The sequence below is a fragment of the Aquimarina macrocephali JAMB N27 genome, assembly GCF_000520995.1.
Lineage (GTDB): Bacteria > Bacteroidota > Bacteroidia > Flavobacteriales > Flavobacteriaceae > Aquimarina > Aquimarina macrocephali.
In genome coordinates this window covers 1-14,566 of the sequence record NZ_JACA01000059.1, presented here as the reverse complement: position 1 = coordinate 14,566, position 14,566 = coordinate 1, and the positions used below count along the sequence as shown (strand labels likewise).

The following is a 14,566-nucleotide window of genomic DNA, read 5'->3' as shown; positions in this document are numbered from 1 at the left end:
TCTTTTTGCAAAAATCAAATTGCCGGTTCAGTCTAATTGTGAAAATAAAAATGATTTGGGTACTTTTTATAGTGCTCTTTATTGGATTGTTCGATAGTTTTGCCCAGGAAACTATTTTAGATCAAAAAATTAATTTAATTAAAGAAAATACATCTATTGCAAATGTGCTGTCTGAATTAGAAGCTAAATTAGATTTTACAATAGGATACTCAGATAGTGCAATTGATCTTACCAAAGTGATATCTATTAGTGTTAAAGAAAAAACTTTAACTCAGGTTTTAAAAACCCTTTTTCCTTCTAAATTATATCAATTTAAACTTTTAGGTAAAAAGTTACTGATTTATAAACGACCAAAAAAACATACAATTAGCGGTTATATTTCAGAAAAAGGAAGCCAGGAATATTTGAGTAGTGTGTCTATTTATATTCCCGAGCTTAATGCCGGTACAATAACCAATGATTATGGATTTTACTCTCTTTCTATTCCAGAAGGTAATTATCAAGTATTAATCTCGTTTGTAGGATATAAAAATGTTAAGGAAAATATAGATCTTGTTTCTGATAGAGTGATAAATTTTGATTTAGAATTAGATACTCAATACCTGGATGAAGTTATTATAAGTTCTGATCAGGAAACAAATAAAAGCCAGGTTACACAGATGAGTTCTGAGAGATTAAATCCTTCAATTTTTGAAGATATCCCTACAATTCTTGGAGAAAAAGATGCTATTAAGACCTTGCAATTATTACCTGGGGTACAATCTGGTAGTGAAGGTTCTACCGGGTTTTATGTTCGTGGCGGAACACCTGATCAAAATTTGATCATACTAGATGAAGCCACAGTTTATAATTCAAATCATCTTTTTGGGATTTTTTCCATATTTAATGGAGACGCCATTAAATCGGTAGAAATATTTAAAGGAGGTTTTCCTGCACGATATGGCGGAAGACTATCTTCTGTAGTGAAAATAGATACTAAAAATGGGAATAAGGAGAAATTTGCCGGCAAAGCAAATATTAGCTTGATTTCATCATCTTTATTGCTAGAGGGGCCTATAAAAAAAGGAAAAACATCCTTTGTAATAAGTGGTCGCAGAACATATGCAGACCTACTACTTTTACCATTTATGTCTAAGGAGTACAAGTTGGTTTATTATTTCACCGATGTCAACGCTAAGCTTCATCATGTTATAAATGATAAAAATAAACTGTATTGGAGCACATACTATGGGCAAGATAAATATAGATATAAAACTGCTGCAGAGAATGAGAAGTCTAAGCAGAAAATTCTTTGGGGTAATATAACCTCTACTTTACGTTGGAATCATGAATTTAATAATAAACTCTTCTCTAATACATCACTAATATTTAGTAATTATAAATTTACAGTTAGTAATAAAAATACAGGGGCAGCAAATCGTATTTCTACTTTTAAGACTAGCTCTGGGATCAACGATTATGGAGTTAAGTTCGATTTTAATTACTACCCTAATCCCAATCATACATTTAGGTTTGGTCTGGGATCAACTTATCATGATTTTACGCCAAAAGAAATTGATATTAGAAATATTAGTGATGATGAAATTGTAAATACACAAAAAATTAAAACCTTAGAGAGTGCTGTATATATTGAAGATGATTGGAGGATTAATGATAAAATTAGCATATACCCGGGTTTGAGATTTAGTCATTTTCAGCATAAATCTAAAGGTTATTTTAAACCAGAGATGAGACTTTCTGTAGCTTACAAGTTATTTCCTTTGTTTACATTAAAGGGATCGTATGCAAAAATGAATCAGTATATACATAGACTATCTAATAGTGGTCTGGGTTTGCCAACAGATCTTTGGGTGTCTTCGACAGAACGGTTAAAACCCCAGCTTTCTGAGCAAATTGCTTTGGGATTGGCCAAAGATTTTGGCAATAATAGTTATGAATTAACCATTGAAGGCTATTATAAAAAAATGAATGATATCATAGCGTTTAAAGAAGGAGTTTCTTTTGCAGGTCTCGGAAGCGAAAAAGAAATCACAGGATCAATCCGAACCGTAGATTTTGTAAATGGTATTACTACTGGGAAAGGTTGGGCATATGGAACAGAATTTTTGTTTAGAAAGAAGAAAGGGAAATTAACAGGTTGGTTGGGGTATACGTTATCATGGTCGCAAAGACAATTTGAAGACTTAAATGGAGGAAAGATATTTAATGAGCGCTATGATAGAAGACACGATTTTTCATTAGTTGGTATATATAAGCCCAGTAAAAAGATAACGATTTCTGGTAATTGGCTATTTTCATCAGGAATTAATTATAACCTTCCAAATACATTGGGAGTTGCTGCTGGGGATAATTTTCCGATAGAAGATGTAAATAATAATGATAATATATTACTGTTTAATACAGAAAAAAATAATTTTAAAGGAGAAAACTTTCATCGTTTAGATTTGGGAATTCAATTTCATAAAATCACAAAGCGTAAGAGAGAAAGAACATGGGGTTTTTCGTTTTATAATGTATATGCCAGAAAAAACCCTTTTTATTATGAAGTTTCAAAGAATGAAGAAAATTCTCGGAATGTTTTATACAGAAGGTATTTATTTCAATTCCTTCCATCATTTAATTACAGTTTAAAATTTTAGCTTATGAGATCTTACATTTTATTTATAATTGGTGGTTTTATCATTTTAGGTTGCGATGATCTAAAAGAAGAAATAAAAAACAAACCAGAAGGAGAGAAGTTAGTTTTGATTAACGGGTTTTTATCTCCTGAAGAAAAAGTGATTAAAGTAAAAGTCTCTAAAACGATATCTGTATTTGATGAACCATTACAAATTGAGCAAGCAGATTTTGAAAACACTCTGCTTATTAAAGATGCCGTTGTAACTATTAGAAATGAAAATCAAGAAGAGATTGAATTGATCTATTCTAATGATAATAAATTATACGAGATTTCATCTGATAATTTTTTGATAGCACCGGGAAAAAGTTATACATTAAACGTTATAGCCGAAGGAAAAGAGTTTAAAGCCACTTGTACTATTCCTACTGCCAGAGTAGAAAATGCAATTGTTACAAAGGGGTTAAAAATTTATGAAGGTAACGTTCGGGAAAACCTTATCGTAAGTTTTGATGACCTTAAAGGAGAAAATAATTTTTATATTATTGGTGCTTTGTTTAATACAGTGAACAATACTGGAGAAGACCCCACTATATCAGATTTTGATATTGAAAGATTTGCAACAGATGTAAATGGAGATGGACTTGGTGTATCTGCAAACGGAACGATTTTTAATATAAATACAACTCAGGAAATAACTGTAAAAGTTGCAAACGTAGATGAGATTATTTACACTACTTTAAAAGCATCGTTTCTAAATAAAGATCAAACATCAAACCCTTTCTTTCAGCCTATTATACCTCCTAATAATATACAAGGAGAAGGTGGTTATGGTGTTTTTGCTGGTTTTAGATTATTAGAAACAAAACTAACTCTCGATCCGGTTAACCCTTAGATGAGTTTTGAAAATGTCTATAGATCAGATATCCACCATATCCAATAAACAATATAGTAATAATAGATCTAAAACCCCATTCTGTTTGAGCCTGTAATCTGTTGTATAATCGCAAACTTCCAAATAAGACAAGAGCAATCCCGATCATCAGATCCCAAGTTCTACGAGGTGATTTATTTTCGTTTTCCATAATTTTAAGACAAATTATTGTTGATAATTGTAAAGGTATTTTCTTTATCAATAGAGAAAACCCGAAGTAATGAATTGTACATTTTGTTGGTAATTGGCTTTTATTGATTTGAACTCTCTTCAACTATTTTCCATGTTTCCAAAATTTGATTCAATCTTGATTTAAATTCTGTAGAATCTTTGCTTTTTTCTATGACAGCAAAAACATCATGTAATTCTCCACGAAGTAACGGATATTTATCCGATATTTTTCTAAAATCCAGCCACGCATCAATATGTTTAGAAAATGCTGATTCAAATCCTTCCGGGCAATTAGAATAATCTAATGATTTTGAATTTTTTGAGTAATTATTAATAGCTTCAGTTAATGAAACTTTTTCGGAAGCGTGATTTCTGATGTTGCCAAAAATGCTGTCTTTTTCAAAAATCTGTTTTACACAATTTATACTTTTTCTTTCGATATCTGAAAAGGAACGATTTTCTTTTTTATTAGGACCATTACATCCTAAAAATAAGAGAGACAAAAAAAAGATTATTGGTTTTATCATGATCTTATTCAATTTATATTCTAATTGCAGTTAAGGTCTCGTGTATGGTAAGTTGTGTGTTAAATTTACTAAATCTTGGAGAATCACTAACCTTTATAACTCAATTATTAACTTTGATTTACAAGGAAATAGTAATTAGTTACGCATTTTGTAGCCGTTTTACTGTTTTTCAGAGTTAATTTTATTCGATTAAATTCTGTTTTCTATTTTTCAGTGTTAAAGCAAATTCAGTTTTATTATTTAAAATAGCCCAAAGAGCAGTAGTAATAAAGCAATTGTTGTTAATGCTAAGTATAGTAATACGTTGCCAAATAATTAAGGATTTAATTGTAATTTTAGTGTGTTCAATTAATCAATTAAGAAAATGAAATCAATAAAAAAAATAGCCTTTATATGTTTTCTTACAGTTTGCCTTTTTTCCTGTAAAACAGAAAAGAAACCAGCAACCGAAACTAATACTTATAAAGAGTTTTTGAATGAGCTTCACAAAAAAGGCATAACAACAGGAAACATCTTAGTATACAAAAACGGAGAAGTTGTTTTTAAAAATACTTCGGGATTAAGAAGCATCAATCCTAAAGATTCCTTAACCTTAGATTCACAATTTCGTTTAGCATCAGTTAGTAAGCAGTTTACTGGTATGGCCATTATGAAATTAAAAGAAGCAGGAAAGTTAGATTACGATCAAAAAGTAAATACTATTCTTCCCAATTTCCCATATAAAAATATAACTGTCAAGCATTTATTGCACCATACCTCGGGGTTAACCGATTATGAAAGGCTAATTGATTACAATTGGAAACCTGCAGATTCTACTAAAAAGTACATTTTAGGAAACGATGAAATCATTAAAGAAATATATAGAGTCAATCCGGGATTAGATTTTGAAACAGGAGAGAAGTGGGAGTATAGTAACACTGGTTATTTGTTTTTAGCTTCGATAGTAGAAAAAATATCAGGACAGCATTTTAGCACATTTTTAAAAGAGCAAATTTTAGAACCTCTAAAAATGAATAATACCGTTTTGTATAAATACCAAGAGGCAGCAGACCCAAACATGCCAAATCGTGTTTTTGGTTACCAAACTGCATTAAACCAAAAAGATTTAGAACTTAATGATTATAATATTGTTAATGATGTAAGAGGCGATGGTGGTATTTACTCAACATTAGAAGATTTAATGAAATGGAATATGGCACTTTCTAATCATACAATTATTTCAAAAGCATATCTGGATGAAGCATTTACACCAGGGAAATTAAATAGTGGAGAAGAAACTAACTATGGTTTTGGTTGGTTTATAGAATCTAAAACCGAACCAAGGATTGTTTTTCATTCTGGTGGTTGGGTAGGTTTTGGTACTTATTTGTATAATGAAGTCGATGCCAAAAGCGGTTTAATTTTACTAACTAATAATTCAAATAGTAATCTTCGAGATATAGTTGGTGGTTTTGTCAATATTAATAGAAATGAATCATATAAGGTTCCAAGATTAAAAGCCGAAACTGTTTTGGCTAAAAAAATATTGAATGAAGGCATCGATAAAGGTATTGCTCATTATTATGAGATAAAAAAGGATACAATGACTTATGAAGTTAAAGAAGGTAATATTAATCAATTAGGATATTTGTTATTGCAAAATGGTAATCTAGAAGAGTCGTTAAAAATATTTAAGTTAAACATAGACGAATATCCAAACTCTGCAAATGTATATGATAGTTATGGTGATGGGTTATTAGAAAAAGGAGATTCTATACATGCTTTAAAGAATTTTAAAAAGTGTTATGAGATGGATAATACTCTAGAATATGCTAAAGATAAAGCTCAGAAATTAGAAATATGGCTTAATAAAAACAAGTAGTTTTTAAATTACAATTTTTCGACTCAGAGTTCGTTTTGCAATGAATGGTAACTTTTAATATGTGTGTCGCAGCAAGGCAAAATATTAACTTGTTTTTCTGTTTTTTTTGGACATTGTTTGCTGTATTTTATTTCCAGATAATTGAAACAACTTTAGAGTTATTGTTTTTAATGTCTTCTAATGAATATTCTTCTTTATCTGGACCATTAAATTCTCTAATGACATTTGGTATACAATATTAGAGCCTTCTTTATATACATGCAATCTCGATTAAGTACAAAACGTCCTATGTTTTTTATACATTGTTGGCAACTGGCTTTATTCTTTCTCGATTATTGCTGGTAATATATATTCAATCATCATTTTGTCTGCATTAGAGTGGGCACTTGGATTGTTATATGCAGAAGAAGTAATAACGACAACAAAAGGAATGTCTTTGAAGATGAAGATTTTATTTCCACCTCTACCACTGCAAAAAGAAACTTGATGATTTTTACCATTGACGGTATATGTTTTATTCCAGAAAAGGTAGCCATAATACCCGCCTTCTATTCCAGCATAGGCTTGTGATACTTGTTTTGATAAACTTTTTTCTACCCACTTTTCAGTTATAATTTGTTTGCCATTCCATTTTCCTTTGTTTTTGTATAACTGTCCATACTTAGCAAAATCAATTGCTCTTAGCTGTATTCCGCCAGCAGTATTTCCTACTTTTTGTGGTGTATATTGCCATTTATAATTGGTAATATCAAGAGGTGCAAATAATTTTTTATCTGCATATGAAACTAACCCTTCAGGAACAGATTTGTGAATGACATCCCCTAGAATCACTACTCCAGCTGTAAAATATGTAAAGTCTTTTCCTATTGTTTTGTCTTTCTGCATAGGTAAATTAAGTGAAAATTTCACCCAATTATTTGTTGGGTACATGTTTTCTTCATTTCCAGGGCTACTGTAATCACTATCATCACCAAGAAATCCGGAACTCATCGTTAAAAGAGATTTTAATGTTATTGAATCTTTTTTCTTGCTATAATTATTAAAAGATTTTAATTCGTAAAAATCTTTTAATAATGTATTTTCACTTTTAATGTGATTTTCTTCAATAGCAATTCCGAGCATTGTAGAGGCAAGTGATTTCCCTACAGATCTTGAATCATGTAAACTATTTCTATTTTCACCATTAAAGTATTCTTCTATTAAAAGCTTATTTTCTTTTATAACTACAACGCCATTAATATTTTCAAATCTTTTTTCAGCTATTTTTCTATTTAGAGCTTCTATTTTGGGACTATTAAAATTATCTTTAGATAATTCCCAACCACTATTGGGTTGTATTTTTTGAACAGGTATTAGAGTTTCATCTACAAGGATTTTTGCCACCTCTACAGTAATATTTCCTTTGGCTAGAATGGTACCAACTTTTAATGTTTCTTCTTTTATATAAGGCCTTACTTCAATACTTAAAGAATGGTTCCCTTCAGCAAGAACATCTTGTCCCCCTCCTAATTTCATAAACTTTAACCACATAAACCAACCCCAAAAGTCAATTTGTTTGGGATAAACTAAAGGAATCATATGTTTAAGTTGAGTTGTTTTAGAATCAATTGTTCCTGCACCTTTGTTTAAATTTTCTACATAAATTATTTCTCCATCTACTAAAAACGAAAATTGAAAATTCCCTTTATTTAATAATTGGTCTTGTGTTAAGTTTGGAGCCAATAACTTAAGACTCTCGATAAGAGGTTTGTCTAATGTAAAGTGAATGTTTAGAAATTCATCTTTGTTTAGCGTAAAACTATTTGAGTAGTTATCTGATGTTGGTTTATTTTTTTTAAAGTCAATTTTTGAAAAATATAAATTTTCAATTTCTTTTGTTTGAGAATTTTTTTTGGGCGAACTATTGATGGTATTGCAAGATATTATTAAGCAAGCAATAAGTGCTAAGTAATAATTTGATTTCATATTTGATTGTATAAATTGGATTATTCAACAAACATATACTTACTAAGATTACCGAAAGCCCCATATTATAGAATGGTACCCATTTATAGCTATTCAGGGTTGTTTTTTATTGATTTTTTATAATTTATAGGAGTCACTCCTTTGATGTTTTTAAAGACTCTATTAAAAGTTGTTTTTGAATTGAAACCACATTCAAAAGATATACCTAATAAAGTTATGTGATCATAATTACCACTATGTAACTTTTCAATAATAGCATTTACACGATATTCATTTACAAAATCCGAGAAATTTTTATCTAAACCATCGTTTATTACTTTGGACAAGACATTTGGGTGCATATTAAGGTTATCTGCTAAAGACTTTAAGGTCAATTCTGAGTTAAGATAAAAAAGATTAGTTACCATTTGTTCTTTTAACCAAGATGCTTTTTTAAAGATCTCTTCAGATGGTTTTTCTTTGTCAATACTATTTTCTCTATTAGCCTCAAGTAAAATTATTTCTGGCCTTAAAAAAGCTTCAGCACTAATCCAAATAGTTATAATAGAAAGTAATACATAAATTGGATAATAATCACTTATGTTTAACTGGAAATCAAATATTACATAATCAATAATTGTATAAGGTGTCCATAAAAACCAAAGCACAGCGAACACAATAATCAACCTATATAACCATCTTAAACTATATGCGTCATTGTTGCTATAATTTTTGTTTAACCAAGAATGATATGCTTTAATTGCTTTCAGTGCATATAAACAATAGGTTACAACAGAAACAATAGCAAAAAACTGAACGATGGGCATTAATTTATAATAAGTATCAGTTTCAATACCAATGATATTATTAACAAACGCATCACGACTTATAATAAAATGTATAGTGAGTTCAATTACTAATGGCAAAAAATGAATGCTATCTTTTTTAGAAAGATGATAACTAAAGTTGGTTATTTTTTTAACATATAAGTATAATAATGGCCCAAGAGCCAAAGAGTAATTTAATGGTATTAAATAAAAATGTGGTAGATAATTAGTTATTTGAAAATCCAAACTCAATATCCAAATATTCCAAAAAACAATAATGAAAGTAACTAAGCCAAGTAGTACATTAGCTTTTCTGTTTATCCGCCTAGTAAAAATAAGTAGTAGTCCAAATGTTGTTCCTATAAATACAGATGCTATTATTATAAAATTAAAAACATTTAAATTGAATTCGCACATTAATTACATTTTTTTATTCAGTTCATTTGATAAATACTTTGCTTCGACATCATCAACTGCAAGTCCAAAATAATATGTTTTAGATCCAGAATCAAATTTAACAAATACAAACCGAAAAGAAGATCCGCTAAGATTTTGGTAAGTAGGTGAGTGCGAGGCAATAAATTATATACTGGTCTTTTAATTCAAAAGTACGGGAAGAATATACTCTTTACATGCTTTCTTATTTACGTCTAATCCAAATCTATTCTATTATTATCGAATCGTTTTTTTTTGAAATTCTAGATGAAAACCATTAGCATTTTTAGAATCTATTTTAGAATGAATAGAATAACTTTTGGAGTTAAAAATCTCTCACAAAACTTACAGCACTTATGAGCCCTTTTTCGACTTTATAAATAGAAATATACTTAGTCTTTTTACCATTATTAGAGACTATTTCATGATTAATAACATAAGGACCATTATCCATTTGATTTACAATTTTTACTGCTACTGATTTACTTTCGAAATCTGATTTAAATATAAAAGCGAGCCTGTCTGAACCTGTCCCCATTAAGTTATCTGGATATGTATATACTTTAACATCAGTATTATAAAGTTTAATGAACTCATCATAATTATGTTCATTAAAATAATTCATTCTTTTGTTTACAACTTCTAGTGGTGTTAGGTTTGAATAATTTTGTTTTGTTGTTGATTTATCATTACTCGTACCTTGGGTGTTTTCTTTACATGATGCAACTATAAAGAGAGTGATTAAACTAATCATTGTTATTTTTTTCATCTGTTTATTATTTAATTTTTTGGAAAATTTATGTTTTCTTTAATTTCTTTAATTTGTTCGATATGGCGTTCTGTATGTGCAGACATGTATAGAAAAATTTGATAAGCATCCACAGTCCCAAAAGCCATGAAATGATTCCTTAGATCATCTTTAGTGGTATTGATGTAGTTTATATGTTTTTCGCGTTTTACTATAAACTCTTCAATAGTGGAGTTATGATTTCCATATGTTCCATTTGGTTCAAGGTCTTCTTGTGTAGTCGCTTTATCTGTTCGATCTAGTATACGAGCCATAAGTTCTTTGTCGGTGTTTTTTACACCTTCTCTTCTTTCTGGATTTGCAGGTAATTCTAGAGATTCTTCAAGTATTTCAAATACTTGATTCTCAAAGATTGTAATATGTTCTGTACATTGAGCAATAGACCAAGATGATTCATCACTTTTATAGTTAAGTTGTAATTCATTCAAATCATCTACGACACTTAATAAATTGTTTTTTGAATTAGTTAACTCATTGATTGCAAAATTTCGTTCTTCTTTCGTAAGTTCATTATTAGAAGTTGAAGTGCATTGTACAAGTAATATTAAAAACGGTATTATCTTTTTCATAATTTTTTTATCTAATTTTTATCATTTTTTTGGTTAATCCTTTTTCCTTAAAATAGTCTTCGAGTTCTAAACACTCACCAATTTGCGCATGATGGAGTAGCGTAAGACCATGAGCGCCTTTTGCAAAAAGTAATTCGGGATAAGTCTCGATAACTGGTTTTACTAAGGATGTTTTGCCTAACATTGTTAATACAAAAAGATTAGCTCTTGATCCTTTAGATATAAAGTAGTTTACAATCTCTTTGTTTCCTAGATGGGCCGCACCTTCAATCGCTTCTTCAAAATCACCATTTCCCCAATCATAAGATGTATAAATTAAGTTTGGATGCTCATTAAGCATCTCTTTAACCAGATTTAGTTTTGAATGCCCGGCAATTACAAAATCTTTCACTAATTTTTCATCTAATTGATCCGAATCTTTTTTGGATTGTTGAGCGTTTTCTTTTTGTGGTTTTGTGAGTAAATATGCAGGTATGGCGATTGCTGTACCAAGCCCTACAATTGAACCATAAATGAATTTCTTTCTGTCCATGTATTGAATATTTTAATGATATAATTAAAAATCATTACAAATTTGTATTTGACAATATTCAATAATAAATTGTTAGAATAGTTTAATATACGTTCTTCCTTGAACGAAAAATCTAATTTTTTATCCTTTTCTATAAGCTGAAGGGGTTAGTCCGGTTTTTTTCTTAAAGGCAACATTAAAAGAAGTAACATTTCCAAAACCAGATTCGTAAGCAATTGTAGCTATTTTTTCATTTTTGTATTCTGAATCGTTAAATAATTGCTCTGCTTTTTCAATACGTTGCTGGTTTACAAAATCATAAAAATTTTGTTGGGTGTTTTCATTAATGGCTTGCGAAATTTCTCGAGTTTTCCTGTTTAATTTTTTAGAAACAACAAGTAAAGTTAGTTGGTCATCTAAAAAAAGTTGTTCGGTTTCAAAGAGTTTTTTAATCTCCAAAAATAGATCTCGAGAATTATTTTTGTCCAAATTAGAATTGCTATATTTCTGTAGATTAAACTTGTGCCGGTTTAAGAAAATGAAACTAAAAGCATATATTAGAAAAGAATAAAATATAGGGCCTCTGATATAGTACATCGTAAAATCAAAAAGATTACCAATATAATGAATCAAAACAAATGTAGTACCAATTAGTATATTACGATACCAAAAGAATATGTTTTTGGATACTTTTACCCGATTTTTATATAGATACGTCCAGGATAGTATTAAATAAAAAAGTAAACAAAAAACAACTATTCCGTAGTTCCAAAAAGATTCAAAATTTCCATTTCTTGGTACAAATGGAATTAAAAAAAGAAACAATATAAAAGGAACAAAATGAAGGTAATCTTTTACTGATAGTATTCTTTTTTTATCAAAAAGTGTAATTCCATACAGCCATAAAGAAGGTGCGGCAAACAAAATGCCTGAAATACCAATGTTGTTTTGCCAATTCTCTAAAGGGATGTAATAATTTAATACAGATTTACCAATTCTAATGGTTAGACCTAATAAGAAAAGTGCTAGAAAAATATTAGATTTTACATCACCTTTTTTAAGTGTGAATAAGTAAAAACTTAAAAAAAGACCTTGAGCCAGACCAAGAGAAGCAAGAATAAGAATTAATCCCGTTGTTAACATGTAATAAATTTACGGTTTTTGATAACATTGTATTTAGTAATTGTATTAATTCATCAATGATTGATACGAATTTATAATTGGTAAAATAGGAGATTATAGTATTAATATACTTTAAAGAACATGTTTCCTTGAATAAAATATTAGATACTAAGGGTTTTCTGAATGCATTATGACGTTAAGTGTAAAATATGTTTTTATTACATTTTTATATCTTCCTTGTGTTTTTTTATTTTAATTTGTAGTAATGTTTAATATATGTGTTGTAGCAGGGTAAATTGTTACCTAACCCTGGACTTCTGCGCAGATTTCATACCTTATTTAGCTTTAAAATTGCTATGCCATCATAAATATACAAGAACCAATAGATTAATTGCTATTCAGCTATGATCACATTTATAGTGTTAGCTACTGTTTGTTTTTAACAAATACTTTATCCAATTCCATATACATCCTTAGAGATTTATCTCCTTCCGATTTAATATTTTCGTAAAGCGAATTTGCAATTACTCGTATTGCATTTCTTTCAGTTTCATTCAAATTGGGGTATTTGAATTCACCTTCGTTCATATGATTTAAAATTTTATCTCTTTTAGATTCAAAAGTATTCATAGTGTCATTTTCAAGACATATTTCTAACAAGTGATCCTTCCAATCTAAGTATTCTTTTTTTTTGTTTTTCCTTCTTTTGTTACAATCGTTACAGACAGGGACAACATTCCCAGGGTGATGTAAACCAAATTGAGTTCTATTGAACATTATTAAGTGTTCAATTTGAAGTTTGGAATTTTTATCTTTGCAATAAGCACATTCTCCATTAAAAATTTCATCTCTAATAGATTCCCATATTCTTTTCGATTTTCCTGAGCCAGTATTAAATGATTTACCCCAATAATATTCTCCGATTTTAGTTAATAATGCTCTTACAGCAGTATTAGAAGAGTCTGAAACAGTATTATATATTGCCATTAAGATTTTTAAGTTGTATTTAATTGTAGTTAACGGTTAATGTAAAATGCGTTTTAATGCATTTTTACATATTGTTGTAGTGTCGTTTTAGTATTTTAAGTTATCAAGCTCATCTTTAAAAAAAGTTTCAAATTCCCCTTTAATAGTTACTCTGTTTTGCTTGATTAAATCACAAATTAAGTCTTTAATTGTTAATACTCTAGTATCTATTTTTGGTTTTTCGTTTAAATGAAACAAAGAATACAAACTCAATTTCTTACTCTCACTAACTGGCTGAGGAAGCTGGTTTTTTATTGCTTTATAAATTTTAAGTCTGTCTGTTTGGTTAAATTTTTTGTCCAAAAATGACTCATTAGATAATTCGTTTTCGAATAGATTTTGCATTTTCAGTGAATTTAAGATTCTTGATTTGAAAAATACGAATGCAATATCATTACGTAAAATTACATTATTATGAATAAGCTCTAACTTTTTGTTATCTAAAGGAAAACTAAAACTGTGTTTTTTTTCTAGTTCTTCAGTGTTTTCTGGATAAGTCCTCATCTATTATAATCTTCTTAGCATCTTATTTTAAATGTTGTAGTGCGTTTATTTTTTCATTCTAGTTTTCAATCTATCCCAAAAGGTTTGTTTTTTATTTGAGTCTTCTTTCGTCAAGTCAAAAGTTATTGAACTTACGTGTCCGTCATCATAATATTCAACATTATCAGCATCTTCCGATGCAATATTTAAGAAGGCTTGAGTCAGATTTTCAGATTGTTGGCGTAATCCTTTCCAAACAGGAGAATCAAACACTTTATCTTTTGCCTTTGAGTATTCAAAGTCAAAATCTTTTATAAGAGTCATAATTGATTGCATCGGCGAAATTCCCATAGTTTTCAAATTAGATATAAGTTCATCAAAATTTGTTTCTAGTTGAGATTTTTTGAGTTCTAAAACTAATTCGTTTTTTAAGTATTCTTTTGCTATTTTCTCTGCTTTATTTCTTGCAATTTCACCACCAATAAACCTTTCACCATATTCATTTGAACTGTCAATTTGAATATCATTATTCAGGTTGTCATAAACGCACCACCACCAATAATCTTCGTCCATCCACTCAGCTCGCAACATTAATCCAGACCATTTTGCTTTGCAGTCATCTTTTAAATCTCCTTCCCAGATTATTTGTTGATTATATTTTCTATTTTTTATCACTTCATTCATTTTCACAATGCACTACAACGTTAAGTGTATGTTTTGTTTGGCGATAA

At 29.3% G+C, this 14,566-nt stretch carries 14 protein-coding genes; 3 read left to right on the top strand and 11 right to left on the bottom strand.

The genetic code is table 11. From position 1 onward, the window contains the following. The first annotated feature begins 50 nt into the window (after window positions 1-50). Entirely contained in the window at window positions 51-2,639 is a 2,589-nt protein-coding gene (locus Z054_RS0125520) for a TonB-dependent receptor (RefSeq protein ID WP_152538676.1), read from the top strand. A 3-nt stretch (window positions 2,640-2,642) separates the two neighbouring features. Continuing rightward, on the top strand, window positions 2,643-3,512 hold the full coding sequence (locus tag Z054_RS0125515) for a DUF4249 family protein (RefSeq protein WP_024772836.1): 870 nt from the start codon (window positions 2,643-2,645) through the stop codon (window positions 3,510-3,512). Here Z054_RS0125515 and Z054_RS0125510 read toward each other — a convergent pair. Next, a complete protein-coding gene (locus tag Z054_RS0125510) occupies window positions 3,502-3,702 on the bottom strand; it encodes a hypothetical protein (protein ID WP_024772835.1) in 201 nt (66 codons plus the stop codon). The two genes, Z054_RS0125515 and Z054_RS0125510, sit on opposite strands and share 11 nt — an antisense overlap. Before the next feature lie 100 nt (window positions 3,703-3,802). Beyond that, window positions 3,803-4,249, bottom strand: coding sequence for a hypothetical protein (locus tag Z054_RS0125505; RefSeq protein ID WP_024772834.1), 447 nt, complete (start codon window positions 4,247-4,249; stop codon window positions 3,803-3,805). A gap of 364 nt (window positions 4,250-4,613) precedes the next feature. Between Z054_RS0125505 and Z054_RS30620 the strand changes: the two genes are divergently transcribed. Continuing rightward, the gene (locus tag Z054_RS30620) at window positions 4,614-6,110 is read left to right on the top strand and encodes a serine hydrolase (RefSeq protein WP_024772833.1); all 1,497 of its coding nucleotides are present in this window, start codon (window positions 4,614-4,616) and stop codon (window positions 6,108-6,110) included. A 318-nt stretch (window positions 6,111-6,428) separates the two neighbouring features. Here Z054_RS30620 and Z054_RS0125495 read toward each other — a convergent pair whose 3' ends face one another. From Z054_RS0125495 to Z054_RS0125455, 9 genes are all read right to left on the bottom strand, one after another. Continuing rightward, window positions 6,429-8,075, bottom strand: coding sequence for a serine hydrolase domain-containing protein (locus tag Z054_RS0125495; RefSeq protein WP_024772832.1), 1,647 nt, complete (start codon window positions 8,073-8,075; stop codon window positions 6,429-6,431). Between the two features lie 89 nt (window positions 8,076-8,164). Further along, a complete protein-coding gene (locus Z054_RS0125490) occupies window positions 8,165-9,298 on the bottom strand; it encodes a helix-turn-helix domain-containing protein (protein WP_024772831.1) in 1,134 nt (377 codons plus the stop codon). Between the two features lie 343 nt (window positions 9,299-9,641). Continuing rightward, window positions 9,642-10,085: a hypothetical protein gene (locus tag Z054_RS0125485; RefSeq protein WP_024772830.1), complete on the bottom strand. Its 444-nt coding sequence runs from the start codon at window positions 10,083-10,085 to the stop codon at window positions 9,642-9,644. 11 nt (window positions 10,086-10,096) lie between these two features. Next, a complete protein-coding gene (locus Z054_RS0125480; RefSeq protein WP_024772829.1) occupies window positions 10,097-10,693 on the bottom strand; it encodes a DinB family protein in 597 nt (198 codons plus the stop codon). A gap of 7 nt (window positions 10,694-10,700) precedes the next feature. Beyond that, window positions 10,701-11,225 (bottom strand): hypothetical protein, encoded by a 525-nt coding sequence (locus tag Z054_RS30615; RefSeq protein WP_024772828.1) that lies wholly within the window; start codon window positions 11,223-11,225, stop codon window positions 10,701-10,703. 120 nt (window positions 11,226-11,345) lie between these two features. Beyond that, window positions 11,346-12,347 carry a helix-turn-helix domain-containing protein gene (locus Z054_RS0125470; RefSeq protein ID WP_024772827.1) on the bottom strand — a complete coding sequence of 334 codons (1,002 nt, stop codon included), beginning with the start codon at window positions 12,345-12,347 and terminating at the stop codon, window positions 11,346-11,348. 405 nt (window positions 12,348-12,752) lie between these two features. Continuing rightward, the gene (locus Z054_RS0125465) at window positions 12,753-13,313 is read right to left on the bottom strand and encodes an HNH endonuclease (protein ID WP_024772826.1); all 561 of its coding nucleotides are present in this window, start codon (window positions 13,311-13,313) and stop codon (window positions 12,753-12,755) included. Between the two features lie 87 nt (window positions 13,314-13,400). Continuing rightward, the gene (locus Z054_RS0125460; protein ID WP_024772825.1) at window positions 13,401-13,856 is read right to left on the bottom strand and encodes a hypothetical protein; all 456 of its coding nucleotides are present in this window, start codon (window positions 13,854-13,856) and stop codon (window positions 13,401-13,403) included. A gap of 45 nt (window positions 13,857-13,901) precedes the next feature. Continuing rightward, on the bottom strand, window positions 13,902-14,519 hold the full coding sequence (locus Z054_RS0125455) for a hypothetical protein (RefSeq protein ID WP_024772824.1): 618 nt from the start codon (window positions 14,517-14,519) through the stop codon (window positions 13,902-13,904). Between the last annotated feature and the right edge of the window lie 47 nt (window positions 14,520-14,566).